Annotated in this window: 25 protein-coding genes and 1 tRNA gene; 5 read left to right on the top strand and 21 right to left on the bottom strand. The window is 47.9% G+C overall.

What is annotated here, in order from left to right; all coding sequences use genetic code 11:
- Nucleotides 1-4 precede the first annotated feature (4 nt).
- From rplN to rpsL, 15 genes are all read right to left on the bottom strand, one after another.
- Entirely contained in the window at nt 5-370 is a 366-nt protein-coding gene (gene rplN / locus QVO99_RS01050; protein WP_009231165.1) for a 50S ribosomal protein L14, read from the bottom strand.
- 2 nt (nt 371-372) lie between these two features.
- The gene (rpsQ, locus tag QVO99_RS01045) at nt 373-639 is read right to left on the bottom strand and encodes a 30S ribosomal protein S17 (RefSeq protein ID WP_082026239.1); all 267 of its coding nucleotides are present in this window, start codon (nt 637-639) and stop codon (nt 373-375) included.
- 2 nt (nt 640-641) lie between these two features.
- Nucleotides 642-836 (bottom strand): 50S ribosomal protein L29, encoded by a 195-nt coding sequence (rpmC, locus tag QVO99_RS01040; protein WP_022315731.1) that lies wholly within the window; start codon nt 834-836, stop codon nt 642-644.
- A gap of 2 nt (nt 837-838) precedes the next feature.
- A complete protein-coding gene (gene rplP, locus QVO99_RS01035; protein ID WP_022315730.1) occupies nt 839-1,267 on the bottom strand; it encodes a 50S ribosomal protein L16 in 429 nt (142 codons plus the stop codon).
- A 14-nt stretch (nt 1,268-1,281) separates the two neighbouring features.
- Nucleotides 1,282-2,004 carry a 30S ribosomal protein S3 gene (gene rpsC / locus QVO99_RS01030; RefSeq protein WP_022315729.1) on the bottom strand — a complete coding sequence of 241 codons (723 nt, stop codon included), beginning with the start codon at nt 2,002-2,004 and terminating at the stop codon, nt 1,282-1,284.
- A gap of 9 nt (nt 2,005-2,013) precedes the next feature.
- Nucleotides 2,014-2,418, bottom strand: a complete 405-nt coding sequence (gene rplV, locus QVO99_RS01025; RefSeq protein ID WP_022315728.1) for a 50S ribosomal protein L22 — start codon at nt 2,416-2,418, stop codon at nt 2,014-2,016.
- A 29-nt stretch (nt 2,419-2,447) separates the two neighbouring features.
- On the bottom strand, nt 2,448-2,714 hold the full coding sequence (gene rpsS, locus QVO99_RS01020) for a 30S ribosomal protein S19 (RefSeq protein WP_022315727.1): 267 nt from the start codon (nt 2,712-2,714) through the stop codon (nt 2,448-2,450).
- Between the two features lie 21 nt (nt 2,715-2,735).
- Complete coding sequence (gene rplB, locus QVO99_RS01015) at nt 2,736-3,560, bottom strand: 50S ribosomal protein L2 (RefSeq protein WP_022315726.1); 825 nt, start codon at nt 3,558-3,560, stop codon at nt 2,736-2,738.
- Between the two features lie 8 nt (nt 3,561-3,568).
- Nucleotides 3,569-3,913, bottom strand: a complete 345-nt coding sequence (rplW, locus tag QVO99_RS01010; RefSeq protein WP_022315725.1) for a 50S ribosomal protein L23 — start codon at nt 3,911-3,913, stop codon at nt 3,569-3,571.
- A gap of 21 nt (nt 3,914-3,934) precedes the next feature.
- Entirely contained in the window at nt 3,935-4,564 is a 630-nt protein-coding gene (gene rplD, locus QVO99_RS01005) for a 50S ribosomal protein L4 (protein WP_022315724.1), read from the bottom strand.
- Nucleotides 4,564-5,178 carry a 50S ribosomal protein L3 gene (gene rplC / locus QVO99_RS01000; RefSeq protein WP_022315723.1) on the bottom strand — a complete coding sequence of 205 codons (615 nt, stop codon included), beginning with the start codon at nt 5,176-5,178 and terminating at the stop codon, nt 4,564-4,566. Before rplC ends, rplD begins: the two co-directional genes overlap by 1 nt.
- Before the next feature lie 24 nt (nt 5,179-5,202).
- Nucleotides 5,203-5,508 (bottom strand): 30S ribosomal protein S10, encoded by a 306-nt coding sequence (gene rpsJ / locus QVO99_RS00995; RefSeq protein WP_009228666.1) that lies wholly within the window; start codon nt 5,506-5,508, stop codon nt 5,203-5,205.
- 99 nt (nt 5,509-5,607) lie between these two features.
- A complete protein-coding gene (gene fusA / locus QVO99_RS00990; protein WP_022315722.1) occupies nt 5,608-7,725 on the bottom strand; it encodes an elongation factor G in 2,118 nt (705 codons plus the stop codon).
- Nucleotides 7,726-7,750: 25 nt separating this feature from the next.
- Entirely contained in the window at nt 7,751-8,227 is a 477-nt protein-coding gene (rpsG, locus tag QVO99_RS00985) for a 30S ribosomal protein S7 (protein ID WP_022315721.1), read from the bottom strand.
- 137 nt (nt 8,228-8,364) lie between these two features.
- Nucleotides 8,365-8,742: a 30S ribosomal protein S12 gene (gene rpsL / locus QVO99_RS00980; RefSeq protein WP_022315720.1), complete on the bottom strand. Its 378-nt coding sequence runs from the start codon at nt 8,740-8,742 to the stop codon at nt 8,365-8,367.
- Nucleotides 8,743-9,291: 549 nt separating this feature from the next.
- Between rpsL and QVO99_RS00975 the strand changes: the two genes are divergently transcribed.
- Together QVO99_RS00975 and QVO99_RS00970 are read left to right on the top strand one after the other, a co-directional pair.
- Nucleotides 9,292-9,942, top strand: coding sequence for a YiiX/YebB-like N1pC/P60 family cysteine hydrolase (locus QVO99_RS00975; protein ID WP_022315719.1), 651 nt, complete (start codon nt 9,292-9,294; stop codon nt 9,940-9,942).
- A gap of 153 nt (nt 9,943-10,095) precedes the next feature.
- Entirely contained in the window at nt 10,096-10,509 is a 414-nt protein-coding gene (locus tag QVO99_RS00970) for a DUF4878 domain-containing protein (RefSeq protein WP_022315718.1), read from the top strand.
- A 136-nt stretch (nt 10,510-10,645) separates the two neighbouring features.
- Here QVO99_RS00970 and QVO99_RS00965 read toward each other — a convergent pair whose 3' ends face one another.
- The 5 genes from QVO99_RS00965 to metG form a co-directional block, all read right to left on the bottom strand.
- Nucleotides 10,646-10,963 carry a DUF3467 domain-containing protein gene (locus QVO99_RS00965; RefSeq protein WP_022315717.1) on the bottom strand — a complete coding sequence of 106 codons (318 nt, stop codon included), beginning with the start codon at nt 10,961-10,963 and terminating at the stop codon, nt 10,646-10,648.
- A 96-nt stretch (nt 10,964-11,059) separates the two neighbouring features.
- Nucleotides 11,060-11,131 (bottom strand) — tRNA-Arg (locus QVO99_RS00960).
- A gap of 93 nt (nt 11,132-11,224) precedes the next feature.
- A complete protein-coding gene (locus QVO99_RS00955; protein ID WP_022315716.1) occupies nt 11,225-11,479 on the bottom strand; it encodes a TIGR03905 family TSCPD domain-containing protein in 255 nt (84 codons plus the stop codon).
- Nucleotides 11,480-11,546: 67 nt separating this feature from the next.
- Entirely contained in the window at nt 11,547-12,512 is a 966-nt protein-coding gene (gene ribD / locus QVO99_RS00950; RefSeq protein ID WP_022315715.1) for a bifunctional diaminohydroxyphosphoribosylaminopyrimidine deaminase/5-amino-6-(5-phosphoribosylamino)uracil reductase RibD, read from the bottom strand.
- A 375-nt stretch (nt 12,513-12,887) separates the two neighbouring features.
- The gene (gene metG, locus QVO99_RS00945) at nt 12,888-14,954 is read right to left on the bottom strand and encodes a methionine--tRNA ligase (RefSeq protein ID WP_022315713.1); all 2,067 of its coding nucleotides are present in this window, start codon (nt 14,952-14,954) and stop codon (nt 12,888-12,890) included.
- Between the two features lie 156 nt (nt 14,955-15,110).
- Here metG and prmC point away from each other — a divergent pair, with 156 nt between their 5' ends.
- The 3 genes from prmC (at nt 15,111) to QVO99_RS00930 (ending at nt 16,830) form a co-directional block, all read left to right on the top strand.
- Nucleotides 15,111-15,944 carry a peptide chain release factor N(5)-glutamine methyltransferase gene (gene prmC / locus QVO99_RS00940; protein ID WP_022315712.1) on the top strand — a complete coding sequence of 278 codons (834 nt, stop codon included), beginning with the start codon at nt 15,111-15,113 and terminating at the stop codon, nt 15,942-15,944.
- Nucleotides 15,941-16,447 (top strand): regulatory protein RecX, encoded by a 507-nt coding sequence (locus QVO99_RS00935; RefSeq protein ID WP_288176844.1) that lies wholly within the window; start codon nt 15,941-15,943, stop codon nt 16,445-16,447. The genes prmC and QVO99_RS00935 overlap by 4 nt, the downstream gene beginning before the upstream one ends.
- Before the next feature lie 191 nt (nt 16,448-16,638).
- Complete coding sequence (locus tag QVO99_RS00930; RefSeq protein ID WP_022315710.1) at nt 16,639-16,830, top strand: hypothetical protein; 192 nt, start codon at nt 16,639-16,641, stop codon at nt 16,828-16,830.
- 3 nt (nt 16,831-16,833) lie between these two features.
- Here the strand turns inward: QVO99_RS00930 and QVO99_RS00925 are convergent, their stop codons facing one another.
- Nucleotides 16,834-17,571 carry an HNH endonuclease gene (locus tag QVO99_RS00925; RefSeq protein WP_022315709.1) on the bottom strand — a complete coding sequence of 246 codons (738 nt, stop codon included), beginning with the start codon at nt 17,569-17,571 and terminating at the stop codon, nt 16,834-16,836.
- Nucleotides 17,572-17,728 lie beyond the last annotated feature (157 nt).

The raw sequence follows: 17,728 nt of genomic DNA, 5'->3' as shown, positions 1-17,728 counted from the left end.
AATATTAAAGAACCTCAGGTGCCAAAGAAACGACTTTCATGTTGACTGCACGCAATTCGCGGGCAACAGGGCCGAAGATACGGCTACCGCGGATTTCACCAGCATTGTTCAACAAAACACAAGCATTGTCATCGAAACGGATGTAAGAACCATCAGCACGACGAATCTCCTTCTTTGTGCGAACAATCAAAGCCTTAGATACTGCACCTTTTTTCAAATCACTTGACGGGATGACGTTCTTTACAGAAACTACGATCACGTCACCAACACTTGCATAACGGCGGCGTGTTCCACCAAGCACACGGATGCACAAAGCCTCACGGGCGCCGCTGTTATCACATACAGTAAGTCTTGATTCTGCTTGTATCATATTTACTTAGCTTTTTCAATTATTTGAACTAATCTCCATCTCTTTGTCTTACTCAAAGGACGAGTTTCCATAATGAGGACTGTATCACCTACGTTAGCCTCATTCTTTTCATCATGAGCGTGGTATTTCTTTGTCTTCTGGACAAACTTACCATATATAGGGTGCATCTCCTTGAACTTAGAGGCAATAACAATGGTTTTATCCATCTTGTTACTGATAACGACACCCGTTCTTGTCTTTCTTAAATTTCTTGTTTCCATCTGGACCATTGTTATTTGTTAAGTTCTCTCTCGCGGAGTACTGTCTTCATGCGTGCGATGTCACGACGTGCCAACTTAATCTGAGATGGATTCTCTAGAGGAGTGATCGCATGATTAAGTTTCATCTGATTGTACTTTGCAACCTCTGACTCTATTCTCTCTACCAAGTCCTTGGTTTCGAGTTCTTTTACTTCTTTAATCTTCATAATTAAGCGTTTTTATCGAAATCACGTCTAACAATAAATTTAGTCTTAACAGGCAATTTCTGCGCTGCGAGACGAAGAGCCTCCTTTGCTATGTCAAAAGAAACGCCTTCAACCTCGAAAAGAACGCGTCCTGGAGTAACAGGGGCTACCCATCCTGCTGGATCTCCCTTACCTTTACCCATTCGGACGTCAGCAGGCTTGCGAGTGATTGGTTTGTCAGGGAAAATGCGGATCCATACCTGACCCTCACGCTGCATATAACGATTGACTGCGATACGGGCAGCCTCTATCTGGCGGCTATCCAACCATTTTGCCTCAAGTGTCTTGATACCGAATGATCCGAAAGCCAGCTGTGTACCTCTGTGAGCGTTGCCTTTATTACCACGTCCATCTTGAGGTCTTCTGTATTTTACTCTTTTAGGCTGTAACATGTTTGTTTCTAACTTTAACGGTTATTGTTTCTCTTACGGTTACCTCTTGGTTTGCCACCCTGACGTCCGCCATTAGACTTCTCCTGTGTGAAGTTAGGTGTGAGATCTACCTTGCCGTAAATCTCGCCGCGGCAAATCCAAACCTTGATACCAAGCAGACCAACCTTTGTGAGTGCCTCTGCCTGACAGTAGTCGATGTCAGCGCGGAATGTATGCAGAGGAGTACGTCCCTCCTTGTACATTTCCTTACGTGCCATCTCGGCACCGTTCAGACGGCCAGTGATCTGTACCTTGATACCCTCAGCACCTGCACGCATAGTGTTTGCAACAGCCATTTTGATAGCACGACGGTAAGCGATCTTACCCTCAACTTGTCTTGCTATGTTATTAGCAACGATTGATGCGTCAAGCTCAGGCTTCTTAACCTCGAAAATATTAATCTGAATCTCCTTGTCGTAGAGTTTCTTCAACTCTTCCTTCAACTTGTCAACGTCTTGACCACCCTTACCAATGACGAGACCCGGACGGGCTGTGCATATAGTGATGGTAACAAGCTTCAAAGTACGCTCGATGACGATGCGGGAAACGCTAGCCTTAGCCAGACGCTCGTTAAGATACTTACGGATTTTGGTATCCTCTACCAAATTATCGCCGAAGTTCTTACCACCGAACCAATTTGACTCCCAACCTCTAATGATACCAAGACGGTTGCTTATTGGATTTACTTTCTGTCCCATTCTACTATATTATTTTTCATCATTAGTTTTGGCATCAACAAACAGAGTGATGTGGTTGCTACGCTTGCGGATTCTGTAACCACGACCCTGTGGTGCCGGTCTCATACGTTTCATTGTAACGCCCTCGTCAACGAAGACCTTAGAGATATAAAGTTCACCGTCTTCAGCCTTACGGTCATTTTTTGTTTCCCAGTTTGCGATAGCAGAGCGCAACAACTTCTCTACGTCTGCAGCAGCAGCCTTGTTAGAGAATTTGAGAACTCCAAGGGCGCGGTTAACCTCCATGCCACGAACCATGTCAACTACATAGCGCATTTTGCGTGGAGAAGAAGGAACGCCATTGAGCTTCGCAAAGTACATTGTTTTCAAGGCCTCTTTTCTTTTCTCAGCCGATATTTTTTTTCTTGCTCCCATTTTAATTTCTTTTTACAATGGTTTGCCTGTTATTTCTTATTACCAGCATGTCCGCCGAAACGACGTGTTGGTGAGAACTCACCAAGCTTGTGGCCGACCATGTTTTCGGTAATGTAAACAGGAATAAATTTATTTCCGTTATGAACTGCAACAGTGTGACCCACAAAATCAGGGGAAATCATTGATGCTCTAGCCCATGTTTTAACGACACTCTTCTTTCCGCTTTCATTCATAGCGAGAATTTTCTTCTCGAGCGACACGTTAATGTACGGACCTTTTTTTAATGAACGACTCATAATTTACTCTAATTAACTTGATTATTTCTTAGCTCTTTCAATAATATACTTGTTAGAATGCTTCTTTGGAGCTCTTGTCTTGAGTCCCTTAGCATACAAGCCCTTACGTGAACGTGGATGACCTCCAGACTGACGTCCTTCACCACCACCCATTGGGTGATCAACTGGGTTCATTACAACACCACGGTTGTGTGGACGACGACCAAGCCAACGTGAGCGACCTGCCTTACCAGACGACTCAAGAGCGTGGTCCGAGTTACCTACGCTACCTACAGTAGCTCTACAAGCACTAAGAATCTGACGAGTCTCGCCAGAAGGGAGTTTGATAACACAATAACTGCCTTCACGAGAAGTCAACTGAGCAAAATTACCAGCCGAACGAACGAGCAGGGCACCCTGTCCAGGACGCAATTCAATGTTGTGAATTACTGTACCTACTGGAATGTTAGCGAGCGGGAGAGTGTTTCCAATCTCAGGCGCTGCATCCTTACCAGACATCAGGGTAGTACCTACCTGCAGTCCATTGGGAGCAATAATGTAACGTTTTTCTCCATCTGCGTAGAACAAGAGAGCGATACGAGCCGAGCGGTTTGGATCATACTCAATTGTCTTAACTACAGCTGGAACACCATCTTTCTCTCGTTTGAAGTCGATCATACGGAACTTCTTCTTGTGACCGCCGCCACGATAGCGGACAGTCATCTTACCGGTGTTGTTTCGACCGCCGGTAGAACGTTTACCGTAAACGAGAGACTTCTCTGGCACGGATGCAGTAATATCCTCGAACGTGCCAATAACTTTGTGTCTTTGACCCGGAGTAACCGGTTTTAATTTACGTACTGCCATTTTTTATTTTAAATATTGCTGTAAAAATCAATTGTATCGCCCTCTTTCAGAGTAACGATTGCCTTCTTATACGCGTTCTTCTGACCCTTGATGAGTCCGGCCTTTGTATAGCGGCTTGAGCGCTTACCAGCGTAACGAAGCGTATTTACATTAATTACTGTAACGTTATACAGACTTTCAATTTCTTTCTTAATCTCGAGCTTACCGGCCTCTGGGCGAACGATGAAGCCATACTTAGCCTCTGCCTTCTTTGTGCGTGTCTCACCCTTTACCTTGTAAGTTTTCTCAACAGAAGACTTGTCTGTAATTTTAGTCATCTTCTCAGTGACCAATGGTTTGATAATGAATGCCATAATTTACTGTCTCCTATTAATTTATTTTGTTAAGATTCCGTCGATTGCCTTGAGCGAATTTTCAGTCACGACAAGAACATCAGCGTTCAAAACCTTGTAAGTATTGAGGGCCGATGCAGTCATGATTTCGGTACGCTGCAAATTTCTAGCTGACAAATATACGTTTTTATTTACTTCTGGCAAAACCAAGAGAGTCTTACGTCCGTCAACTTTAAGATTTTTAGCAACATTTACGAATTCTTTAGTCTTTGGAGCCTCAAAAGTGAAGTCCTCAACAACAACTATAGCATTCTCCTGAGCCTTGTAAGAAAGAGCGCTCTTGCGTGCGAGAGACTTAACTTTCTTGTTCAGCTTGAAACGATAGTCACGTGGTTTAGGACCGAATACGCGACCACCACCAACGAGTACAGGTGAGTTGATATCACCACGACGTGCGCCGCCGCCACCTTTCTGACGTCCGAGCTTACGTGTAGAACCAGCATGCTCACTTCTCTCCTTAGACTTTGCTGTTCCCTGACGCTGGTTAGCGAGGTACTGCTTTACATCGAGATAAAGAACATGGTCATTAGGCTCAATTCCGAAGATTGATTCGTTTAACGTAACCTTTCTTCCAGTGTCCTCACCTTTAATATTTAATACGCTAATTTCCATTATTTCTCAATTATTACGGTTGAACCATTACAACCAGCTACACTTCCCTTAACGAGAATAAGATTGTGCTCTGGAATTACCTTTAACACTTTGAGGTTCTGAGTTGTCACTCTGTCACCTCCCATTTGTCCGCCCATGCGCATTCCCTTGAATACCTTTGCTGGGTAAGAACAAGCACCGATAGATCCCGGTTTGCGGGCGCGGTCGTCCTGTCCGTGAGTAGACTGTCCTACACCACCGAATCCGTGACGCTTAACGACACCCTGGAAACCTTTACCCTTTGAGGTACCTACAACGTCAACGAAGTTTGTGTCGTTGAAGATCTCAACCGTAATGGTGTCACCGAGGTTGTACTCCTCGTCAAACTTGAACTCGGCCAAGTGTCTCTTTGGTGTTGTACCTGCCTTCTTGAATACGCCGAGCATAGGTTTAGTGGTATTCTTCTCCTTCATCTCGCCGTAAGCCAACTGATAGGCCTGGTAACCGTCCTTCTCAACGGTCTTTACCTGAGTTACAACACAAGGACCTGCTTCGATAACAGTGCACGGTACATTCTTACCGTCGGCACTGAAAACGGATGTCATTCCGATTTTTTTTCCAATTAATCCTGGCATTTCAATTAATATTAAAAAATTAAACTATACTTTGATTTCTACTTCTACACCGCTTGGCAACTCAAGCTTCATCAGGGCGTCAACAGTCTTTGCTGTTGAGCTGTAGATGTCGATAAGACGCTTGTAATCGCTGAGCTGGAACTGCTCACGAGACTTCTTGTTAACGAAAGTAGAGCGGTTAACGGTAAAAATACGCTTGTGTGTAGGCAATGGAATAGGACCGCTAACGATGGCACCTGTAGCCTTTACTGCCTTCACGATCTTCTCTGCTGACTTGTCAACCAACTTGTGGTCGTAAGACTTCAGCTTGATTCTGATTTTCTGACTCATTTTTAATTTTGAAATTAATAATATAAGAAATAAAGAGAGAGGCACGTCAATTAAGAGTCATACGCTAAATGGCGTCCTCTCTCTCTAAAATGTGTTTTTTTACAGGAGGTCTGTACGACCCTTAACTTCCTCGAGCACTGCCTTGGCGATAGTGTTAGAGAGAGCTGCATGATGGTCATACTCCATAGAGCTTGTAGCACGACCTGAAGTGATTGTACGGAGAGCTGTTACATAACCGAACATCTCTGCCAGCGGAACCATAGCGCGAACGATACGGGCACCAGAACGAGTCTCGTCCATTCCCTCTACCTGTCCACGGCGCTTGTTCAAGTCACCGATCACGTCACCCATGTTCTCCTCTGGAGTAACAACCTCGAGCTTCATGATAGGCTCCATAAGAACCGGACCTGCCTTAGCGCAAGCGTTCTTGTAAGCCTGGAGAGCAGCGATTTCGAATGAAAGCTGGTCGGAGTCAACCGGGTGGAATGAACCATCCACGAGAACTACCTTCAAGCTGTCCATAGGATAGCCACCGAGAACACCGTTCTTCATTGCGTTCTCAAATCCCTTCTGTACTGATGGGATGAACTCCTTAGGAATGTTACCACCCTTAACCTCGTTGATGAACTGGAGTCCGCCCTCCTTGTAGTCCTCGTCGATAGGACCAACGTTTACGATGATGTCAGCGAACTTACCACGACCACCAGACTGCTTCTTGTAAACCTCACGGAGGTTAACGGTCTTGGTGATAGCCTCCTTGTAGTTAACCTGAGGCTTACCCTGGTTACATTCAACCTTGAACTCTCTCTTCAGACGGTCGAGGATGATGTCGAGGTGAAGCTCACCCATACCAGAGATAACAGTCTGACCGCTCTGCTCGTCAGTGTGTACTGTGAAGGTTGGGTCCTCCTCAGCGAGCTTGGCGAGACCGATACCGAGCTTGTCAACGTCAGCCTGGCTCTTTGGCTCAACAGCGATACCGATCACTGGATCAGGGAATGTCATTGACTCGAGTACGATTGGGTGCTCCTCGTCGCAGAGAGTATCACCAGTACGGATATCCTTGAAACCTACACCTGCACCGATGTCACCAGCGTCGATAATCTCCATAGGAATCTGCTTAGCAGAGTTCATCTGGAACAGACGGCTAACGCGCTCCTTCTTGCGTGAGCGAGTGTTGTATACATAAGAACCAGCAACCACCTTACCAGAGTATACGCGGAAGAACACGAGACGACCAACGTATGGGTCGGTAGCGATCTTGAACGCAAGAGCTGATGTAGGCTCATCCTCAGATGGCTTACGGTCTTCCTCTGCACCTGTATCAGGGTTAGTTCCCACGATGTTCGGTGTATCGAGTGGTGATGGCAAGAATGCGCAAACATAGTCAAGAAGAGTCTGAACACCCTTGTTCTTGAATGAAGAACCACAGAGAACCGGTGTGCACTCCATTGCGAGAGTACCCTTGCGGAGAGCTGCCATGAGTTCCTCTTCTGTTATAGAATCAGGATCCTCGAAGTACTTCTCCATGAGAGCCTCGTCGAATTCGGCAGCAGACTCAACCAGCTTGCCTCTCCATTCCTCAGCCTCGTCCTTGAGGTCAGCAGGAATTTCGTCTACCTCATACTCAGCACCCATTGTCTCATCGTGCCAGAAGATAGCCTTCATCTTGATAAGGTCAATCAAGCCCTTGAAAGTCTCCTCGCTACCGATAGGCACTACGAGAGAAACAGGGTTGGCACCCAGCACTTCCTTCATCTGACGGAGTACGTCGAAGTAGTCAGCACCTGAGCGGTCCATCTTGTTCACGTAACCCAGACGAGGTACATTATACTTGTCAGCCTGACGCCATACGGTCTCAGACTGTGGCTGAACACCACCTACTGCACAGTAAGTAGCAACAGCGCCATCGAGTACACGGAGTGAACGCTCCACCTCAGCGGTGAAGTCAACGTGTCCCGGAGTATCGATCAAGTTGATCTTGTATGACTTGCCTGCATAGTTCCAGTTACAGGTAGTAGCAGCAGAGGTAATGGTGATACCACGCTCCTGCTCCTGTGCCATCCAGTCCATTGTAGCGGCACCGTCATGCACCTCACCAATCTTATGAGTCTTACCTGTATAGAACAGGATACGCTCAGAAGTTGTTGTCTTACCGGCATCGATGTGAGCCATAATACCGATATTGCGGGTCAAATGTAAATCTTGCTTTGCCATGATTCTTTTTTACCTTATCAAAAAATTAAAATCTGAAGTGAGCGAACGCACGGTTAGCCTCAGCCATACGGTGCATATCCTCCTTACGCTTGAAGGCACCACCCTGGTTGTTGAAAGCATCCATGATCTCTGCAGCCAGCTTGTCAGCCATTGACTTTCCGCCGCGTTTGCGAGCGAAAGCGATCATGTTCTTCATAGAGATGCTCTCCTTGCGGTCTGGGCGAATCTCTGTAGGCACCTGGAAGGTAGCACCACCGATACGACGGCTCTTAACCTCCACCTGTGGAGTGATATTGTCGAGAGCAGTCTTCCAAATCTCAAGGGCAGACTTCTCCTCATTTGACATCTTCTCCTTTACGGTATCCAATGCTTTGTAGAAAATTTCGTATGAGGTGTTTTTCTTTCCGTCATACATCAAGTGGTTCACGAACTTAGAGACCTTCTGGTCGTTGAAAACTGGATCCGGAAGGATCACGCGTTTCTTTGGTTTTGCTTTTCTCATTTCTTGTTTTGAAAATAAATTCTGCTTGGGGCTGTCAATGTTCTTCAGTGCTCTCTCTTGAGCCGCTTACTCAACCTGTTATAACAATTCTCCAGCAAAACGATTAAAATGTTAGATTTTAAACCTCTCGGTTATGATTACTTCTGCTTTGGACGCTTAGCACCATACTTAGAGCGACGCTGTGTACGGTTAGCTACACCTGCGGTATCAAGAGTACCACGAACGATGTGATAACGCACACCAGGAAGGTCCTTAACACGACCACCGCGAACAAGCACGATTGAGTGCTCCTGCAAGTTGTGTCCCTCTCCTGGAATGTAAGAGTTCACCTCTTTCTGGTTTGTCAAACGAACACGGGCAACCTTTCTCATTGCCGAATTAGGCTTCTTAGGGGTTGTGGTGTAGACACGGACGCAGACTCCACGACGCTGAGGACATGAGTCCAAAGCTGGAGACTTGCTCTTGTCAACAAGCACCCTTCTGCCTTTTCTTACCAATTGCTGAATTGTAGGCATTGTTTTTAATTTTTAATTTTATATTTATTATTTTGTTATTATCAAGATATTACAATACGGTCTCAGCCATAAGACCAATTTGGGTTGCAAAGGTAGGAACTTTTTTTTATATTACCTAATAAATGGAGTCTTACAACTTTTCTTACACTCATAATTTTACACGATATATACTTTATTAACGTTTTGTAACGTAAAACAAGAACAAAACCATGACTTAAGACACGCAATATAACAAGCTGAATAAGAAGAAATTAAAAAACATCTACGTCCTGCCGACAGAGACACGTCACACATATACACCTTAGCCGCCATCAAAGGCGAAACGGAAAAGGCACAGACAAAAGCTGATAGTCAGAACGTCTCAAGAAAAAGTTCAGACTATATTGCATTTTCAGCGACCACCGATGATATGGCTTCAAAAAAAATAGGTACAACACCCAGGCAAACACTTCAGAAAGTTTTTTTCCCACTCCTATATATATAATAAGGTGTAAAAATTTTGTTTATTTCCGACTATTGCGTATATTTGCAGAAACCAACAGCAAGCTGATGAGGAAAGCACTTCTATCAATACCCAAGAAATTCTGGCTACTGACATTTGTAATTGTCTGTATCCTGACAGCATGCAGCAAGAAAGACGAGAAGGCTCACTGCATCATGCCTGCCGGCACCACTCTTGAAGAGGGCGACATAGTGCTGCGCAAAGGAACAGGACTCACTAGCCGCGCCGTGAGAATAGCCGACGGCGGGTCAGACTTCTCCCACTGCGGCATCATCGTTGACTCATGCGGCAGGAAGATGGTGGTACATGCCGTACCCGACGAACCGGACTTCGAGGGCGACGTTGACAGGGTAAAGATGGAGCGGCCTGAAGATTTCTTCTCCACCATCAGGGCATCAAAAGGATGCGTGCTGAGATACCGAGACAGGGAAACGGCAGAGAAGAGCGCCCGCCTTGCCTACGGGATATACAAACGGGGCACGCTCTTCGACGACGACTACAACGACAGCGACACCACGAAGATGTATTGCAGCCAGCTCGTGGCACATGTATACCAGAAATGCGGCATCGACATCACCAACGGCATACGCCACGACGCGATACTGCCGGGAGTGAAATTCAGCCACGTCATCTACCCCTCCGACTTTCTCAGATGCCGCAGGCTGAAGAGAATCGTCACATTCCAGGACACACAATGACGGCACCGGCAAAAGGAACAAACGATGACGACATTCACAAAAGAGCGAGTGACGACATGCTCAAAAGAGAACAAGTTACAACAGCATCAAAGGAACGAACGATGACAACACTATTTATTTAAATAACATTATTAACTAAACCCAACTACAATTATGAAAAAGCTAATGACAATTTTAGGTGTCCTTATCCTGACACTCGTGATGACATCATGCAACAGCAACACTCCTACCAAGGTTGCCGAAAAGTCAATTGCATGCATCCAGAAGGGCGACTACGAGGGATATGTGGACCTCATCTATCAGAAGAAGGAAGAGGGCAAGGACAAGAAGGAGATTGAGGACGAGAAGCAGATGCTCGTAGCCATGATGAAGGACAAAGCAACGAAGAAATTTGAGAAGCAGGACGGCATCAAGTCATACGAAGCTCTGAGCGAGGAGATCTCAGAGGACGGCAAGACTGCCATAGTAAAGATGAAGATAGTGATGGGCGACGGCTCCGAGACCACCGACGACATCAAGCTCCGCAAGGATGAGGACGGCAACTGGAAGTTGGATATCGGCAAATAACCGCCAGCCTTGCTGACAAACAAAAAGACGGATGCGCATCGAGTATCATCTCTACTGCGCATCCGTCATTATTTTTTCTGCGATGCCATCCATCCGCCATCAACGGGGATTGCCGCATCCGTAATTAGCCTATAGATCAAGCCTCGCCCTTGTTTACGTTGAATGGAGCGATGGTCTTGCCTTCCTGACCAGGAAGCTGTATCTTGCCGAACTCGTGCTCATACTTAGCCACGTTCTCCTGAAGAGCCATGAGCAGACGCTTGGCGTGCTCCGGAGCGAGAATCACACGGCTGTTGATGACTGCCTTTGGAAGACCTGGCAATACGCGAGCGAAGTCTGCGATGAATTCTGAACGAGAGTGGGTGATGAGTGCGAAGTTTGCATATTCACCCTGAGCAACATTCTGAGGAAGTTCGAGCTGGAACTGTCCCTCCTGCTTTTCTTTATTTTCCATAAATTTAAAATTTAAGTCTTTGATATTGTTTTAAAATAAGGCAATAATGGTTGGCCGCAATGTTTACGCCATCCGTCTTGTCTGTAATCACTGATGTGGTCTCACCGAGAATCGAACTCGGATCTAATCTTTAGGAGAGACTTGTTCTATCCATTGAACTATGAGACCCCTATGCACCTCTGCGCACATCGGTTTTTTGTAACGATTGCAAAGGTAACATTTTTTTTTGTTTATCTCGCATTTTACGGATAAAAAATGGCATCAACCTTTCAACATCTCACTGAGGGCGTTGGCGAGCTGGTCCGGACAACTTGTGTTCTTGAAACCGCAAGTCACACCACGCAGCTTCTCCACCACCTTTTCCGCCAGCATTCCCTCCACGAGTTTTCCGATGCCTTTCAGGTTTCCGTTGCAGCCACCAGTAAACGACACGTTGTTGATGGTATTGTCGTCGTTGAGCTCGATGTGTATTGCCTGACTGCAGGTGCCCTGAGTCATATAATCATAAATCTTCATAATGTTTTCGTTTTTTATATTACATAATATTATTGTCTGAACCCACGGTCTCCCCATATCGGCAGACCTAACCGATGCGGTGGTATGTGTCGATTACATTCTGTCCATACACCTCTCTGCCTGTGAATCGGAGTTCTTCTCCGGCCAGCATCGGAGCCGCCGTACCGCCGTCCACCACTACCGGTGCCGTCTCCACCCTTATCTCGTCAAACAGTCCGGCACGCAGGAAGCCCTTCAGCGTCTCCGCTCCACCTTCCACCATCAGCGACTGCACTCCTTGTCCATGCAGCCAACCGGCTATCTGTCCGGGCACGGTGTCGCCGTTGTCAAAGCAGAGACCATCGAAACACGGATGCTCCCGGTCTATCACGATGCGCTTAGGGTCATTGCCAGCCCATAGGCGCACATTGAGTTTCGGCTTGTCTCTCTCCGCCGTCACTCGTCCGACGAGTATTGCGTCGTATTCGCTCCTCAGCTTATGCACGAGCATCTGCGTGTATGGAGTAGACATGCGCAGCGGTTTATTACAGTCGTCGAGGAAACCGTTTGCCGTCTGACACCATTTCAGCAATATATACGGACGTTTGAGTCTATGGAATGCGAAGAAGCGCTTGTTCAGTTCGTTGCATTCCTCCTCAAGCACTCCCACAGTGACTTCGATGCCAGCCTCACGCAGTTTTCTGATTCCGTTGCCATGCACTTTGGCAAAGGGGTCAACACAGCCCACTACCGCCCTCTTCACCCCCTTCCGGATGATGAGGTCGGCACATGGCGGTGTCTTGCCGTAGTGAGAACAGGGTTCGAGGCTGACATATATCGTAGCCTCTTTCAGCAGATGTTCGTCTGCCGCCTTCACCGAAGCGAAGGCATTCACCTCGGCATGGCCTTCTCCGCAGCACACGTGGTATCCCTCACCGATAATCCTGCCGCCGCTCACTATCACGGCACCCACCATAGGGTTTGGCTTGGCGTTCTGCATCCCGTTCTTTGCCAGTTGCAGACAGCGCATCATATATCTTTCATCTGTGGTCATAATCCTGAGAGTTTTATCCCCAAACGGCAATATGACCGATTGGGAGGAGTAATCAAAAGACGGGCGTTTGTTCCTTTCCGCCAAACGCCCGTCCTTATTAGTCATTCAATAGAGGTCTAATCAATAAAACATAGCAGAGAGTCCCGCTTTTCCGTAGCGATCGTCATCATCGTTATAGATGTTGTCGAGTTCAAACTCTTCCTCATTGTAGCACTTAGGTGTACGCTTCATAGTTATTCCTCCTATTGCCGCCTGTCTCATCCGGCGGCGGTTAATTCCACATCGGCGCTGAGACATCACCGTTATATCGGTTGATGAGGAAAACCTGTCCTGCCCCATTATAAGGAAAGGTACAGGTCACCCCTGCATTCATGCTTATCCCACCTGGCTGCCCGGCTTCACCTCGCGGTCAATGCGTGTCACGCTAAGGCTGCCGTCGAAGTTCTCTGCGCTGAGAATCATTCCCTGGCTCTCGATACCCATCAGTTTGCGTGGGGCGAAGTTTGCGATGAAACAAACCTGCTTGCCTACGAGTTCTTCCGGATTATAGAACTTGGCTATTCCGCTGACGATGGTGCGGTCGGTGCCCGAACCGTCGTCGATGGTGAACTTGAGGAGCTTGTTTGCCTTCTTCACCTTCTCACAGGTCTTTATCGTTCCCACACGGATGTCGAGCTTTTCGAAATCCTCGAAGCTCACCGTAGGTTTGATTTCCTTTGCCTTGTATTCAGCAGCCTCGTTCTGCTTCTTTATCTCGGCCAGTTTGTCGAGCTGATGCTGTATCGTCTCGTCCTCTATCTTCTCGAAGAGCAGTTCCGGTTCGTTGAGCTGATGACCAGCCTTCAGCAGGTCGGTAGCACCGAGCTGGTTCCAGTCGCAGCCATCGATGTTTATCATCTTGCGGAGCTTGGCGCTGCTGAACGGCAAGAACGGTTCGAACGCAATGGCGAGGTTTGCCACGAGCTGCAGCGAGATATACAGGATTGTCTCCACACGCTTCGGGTCGGTCTTCCACACCTTCCACGGTTCGCAATCGGCGATATACTTGTTTCCTATACGCGCCAGATTCATTGCCTCCTTCTGTGCATCACGGAACTTGAACACGTTGAGCAGGTCTTCCACCTTCTTCTTCACGTCCTTGAATTCCTCAAGCGTCTGCTTGTCGTAGTCTGTCAGTTCTCCACACTCCGGCACCACGCCGTTCCAGTATTTCTTGGTGAGCTGCAGCGCACGGTTCACGAAGTTTCCATATATACCCACGAGTTCGCTGTTGTTGCGCTCCTGGAAGTCCTTCCAGGTGAAGTTGTTGTCCTTTGTCTCAGGAGCGTTCGCCGTGAGCACATATCTCAGCACATCCTGCTTTCCCGGGAAGTCCACGAGATATTCATGCAGCCAGATAGCCCAGTTGCGGGAAGTGGAAATCTTGTCGTTCTCCAGATTGAGGAACTCGTTTGCCGGCACGTTGTCCGGCAGTATATAATCTCCGTGAGCCTTGAGCATCGTCGGGAACACGATGCAGTGGAACACGATATTGTCTTTACCGATGAAGTGTACTAGTCTCGATGTAGGGTCCTGCCACCATTTCTGCCATGTTCCCCAAGTCTCGGGATTGGCGTCGCAGAGTTCCTTAGTGTTCGAGATATATCCGATAGGGGCATCAAACCACACATAGAGCACCTTGCCGTCAGCTCCCTCCACCGGCACCGGGATACCCCAGTCCAGGTCGCGGGTCATTGCACGTGGCTGCAGATCCATGTCGAGCCATGACTTGCACTGTCCGTACACGTTCGGTCGCCATTCCTTGTGTCCCTCCAATATCCACTTCTTCAGCCAGTCCTGCCATTTGCCGAGCGGCAGATACCAGTTCTTGGTAGGCTTCTTCACCAGGCCGTGGCCAGGGTTGTTCTTGTTGGTTGGGTTGATAAGCTCGTCTGGCGAGAGGGTGGCTCCACATTTCTCACACTGGTCGCCATAGGCTCCCTCTGCTCCGCATCTTGGACAGGTGCCCACGATGTTGCGGTCGGTGAGGAACTCTCCTGTCACCTCGTCGCAGAACTGGTTTTCGGTCTTCTCCTCCAGCTCTCCCTTGTCGTAGAGTGTGCGGAAGAAGTCTGATGCGAACTTATGATGTATAGCCGATGTCGTGCGGCTGTAGATGTCGAACGAAATGCCGAAGTCTTCAAACGACTTCTTGATGAGCGAGTGGTAGCGGTCTACCACCTCCTGAGTAGTGATGCCTTCCTTGCGTGCACGGATAGTGACAGGCACTCCATGCTCGTCGCTACCGCCGATGAACATCACTTCCTGTTTCTTCAGTCTCAGATAGCGCACATAGATGTCTGCCGGCACATACACTCCGGCGAGGTGGCCGATATGCACTCCGCCATTGGCGTATGGCAGGGCGGCGGTCACGGTGGTGCGCTTAAAATTCTTCTCTTCCATATATATAATAATGTATTATCTTATATTTATATAATGTGTATCACAAGTTTTCAACTGCAAAGTTAGTGTTTTTTTCGAATTTCACGTTAAATATCGGCGATTAAGTTTGTAGGTCAATGCGTTAAACGATAATTTTGCAATTCTAACACTTATGAGATGAGATACAATGACTTGTGGCGAGAACTCGCCGCCATATATGGCGAGAACGAGGCGAAGGCTGTATGCCGCACCGTTCTCGACGACCTTTTCGGCATGTCGCTCACGGATATCGTGTGTGGCGGTGTGGAGAGTCTGTCTTCTGCCGACACACAGGTGCTCTCCTGCGCCATGACAAGGCTGAAGGAGGGAGAACCCGTGCAGTATGTCACCGGCAAGGCACCGTTTGCCGGCCGCATCTTCGGTGTGGCGCCTGGTGTGCTCATCCCACGTCCCGAGACGGAGCAGCTCTGCGACATCGTTGCCGGCCTCACCGCCGCCCTGCCCCACCCTGCCATCCTCGACATCGGCACGGGCAGCGGTTGCATAGCCTGCACTTTGGCATTGGACGATGAGAGTCGGGAGGTGTCGGCATGGGATATCTCCGACAAGGCTCTCGGCATAGCCCGGGATAATGCGGAAAGGCTCGGAGCAAGGGTGAATTTTGTGAAACAGGATGCCCTGAATGCTCCCCACGACACCGACAGGTGGGATGCCATAGTGAGCAACCCTCCGTATATCTGCGGCAGGGAGAGGAGCGGCATGCACTCCAACGTGTTGGACCACGAGCCTCATCTGGCGCTTTTCGTCCCCGACGACGACCCGCTGCTCTTCTATCGTGCCATCGCCGGCTACGGATGTCATGCGCTGCGCCCCGGGGGATGGCTTTGCTTCGAGATCAACGCCCTCTATGCCAACGAGATGGAGACAATGCTCGGCGATATGGGATATCGGGACATCAAGACGATAAAGGACATCTACGGCAAGAACAGGAACACTATATGCAGAAAATGATGAAGGGGAAGAAAGAGATTACGGAAAAAGAGGCTCTCAACAAGCTCACCGCACTGTGTTCACGTGCGGAACACTGCTCGTTTGAGATGCGGCGCAAGATGACGCTATGGGGACTGGCTGAGGATGCCCAGGACCGTGTGGTGGATGCTCTGACGGAGGGCAGGTATATCGACGACGAGCGGTATGCCCGTGCTTTCGCCAACGACAAGGTGAGATACGACAAATGGGGGCGCCACAAGGTGGACCAGGCTCTCTATATGAAGCATATCAGCGAGGATATCCGCCGGCGGGTTATCGACGAGATTGAGGAAACGAGTTTCACCGACTCGCTGCGCCCTCTGCTGAAGGCAAAGATGAAGAGCGTGAAGGCGAAGAGCGACTACGAACTGAGTTGCAAGCTTATCCGCTATGCCCTCGGCAGAGGTTACGACATGGAAGAAATACGCAACTGCCTGGGAGAATTATACCGGGAGGAAGAAGATGCAGAGGAGGATTTTCAGTGAATTCCCTACATCGGGGATACAGCATAGTTTGCAACCCACCATATCTCTTTATCTTTTGGAATGAGTGTTTATAAATGCGCGAAAAGTCTAAGAATAGTGAAATGGTTTACGCCTTCCGCTTTTCTTTTCTAAATTCGCGGACAAATAAAAATCTAACGTCCAATTGAGGGATGTAAGTAAAAGCGCAGAAAATGAAACAAGCATCGAACGATATCCTTTGGTTTTGCAGCCAACTTCAACAGGCTGAGCGAACCATTTCCGTGGCTCTGGAAAAAGCCGAAGAGTTCTCCGAAGAAGACAAAGCGATTGTGGGTAGGATCTTGCCCGACGTTGAACTGATCGACATCACGTTGCTGCAATTGCTGTCGCCCACAATGCCGTAAACGCTAAAGCAGAAAACAATTCTCGTTATGGTATTTAAGGTATTTCAGATGTGGTTTCTCAAGCTTCGTCAGGTGCAGTTCACCGCTTAGCCCGAGGGTCTTACGGTCAAACTTGTCTATCAGTCGGGAACAAAGCAACTGCCCCTTTTGATTGAACGTAATATATCCCAAGTCGAACAGTTTGTCGTAATTGGGGAGCAACAGCAGACCATTGTAGGGGTCTAAGCGCTCTTTGTTGTCGGAATCTCTCCAAGGCTTAATGTGCGAAGCTATGAGCATCCAAGTCAAGGGACATTGGCTGATGGCGCAACCATGCCAATAATCTATAAGTTCGTTGCGGAACAATCCCTGTCCCAAACGCGATTTTATGATCGATTGCTTTTCAGTTACTTTGATCGTATGGTCGTTTTCCACGGTTCTCAATTCCCGCAAGATAGAATCGTTTATCCTACCATAATAATCCGAATGAATGAAAGCGAGAAACTTGTGGAGCCCAGCCCTAAAATCGGAGATGCTCTTCTTGCTGGTGTAAACGCTCCTGCTCTCACGTTTCAGGTCTTCTTGGCGCAATATGTCCTCTATCTTCTCTTGTGTGAGCGTTTCGTCCAAAAGATAGTGGTGCGCCAAGAATTTCATTCTCGTCACATAGTCACCGCTTGTCTTTTTGGCAATGCCGCCATATTTCACCATATAATGGTAGAAGTCGGCTTGCAAGTCTGCGTACCTTTCTATATTAGACATACCCTCCAACCTGTTATAAGAATCAATGAGCCACTATTATCAGCATGCTCAATCTTTATTTTCGTTTTCCTCGCTGAACGCCTTTATATCGTCAGTAAGTATTCAACATCACTCAACCTTCTTTGGCAGTTTGCTTGAACCCAAAACGGTCATTAGG

Source organism: Prevotella sp. CAG:592, from assembly GCF_000436015.1.
Taxonomy (GTDB): Bacteria; Bacteroidota; Bacteroidia; order Bacteroidales; family Bacteroidaceae; genus Prevotella; species Prevotella pectinovora.
The sequence above is the reverse complement of the archived record's forward strand: the minus strand, read 5'-3'. Positions and strand labels throughout refer to the sequence as shown.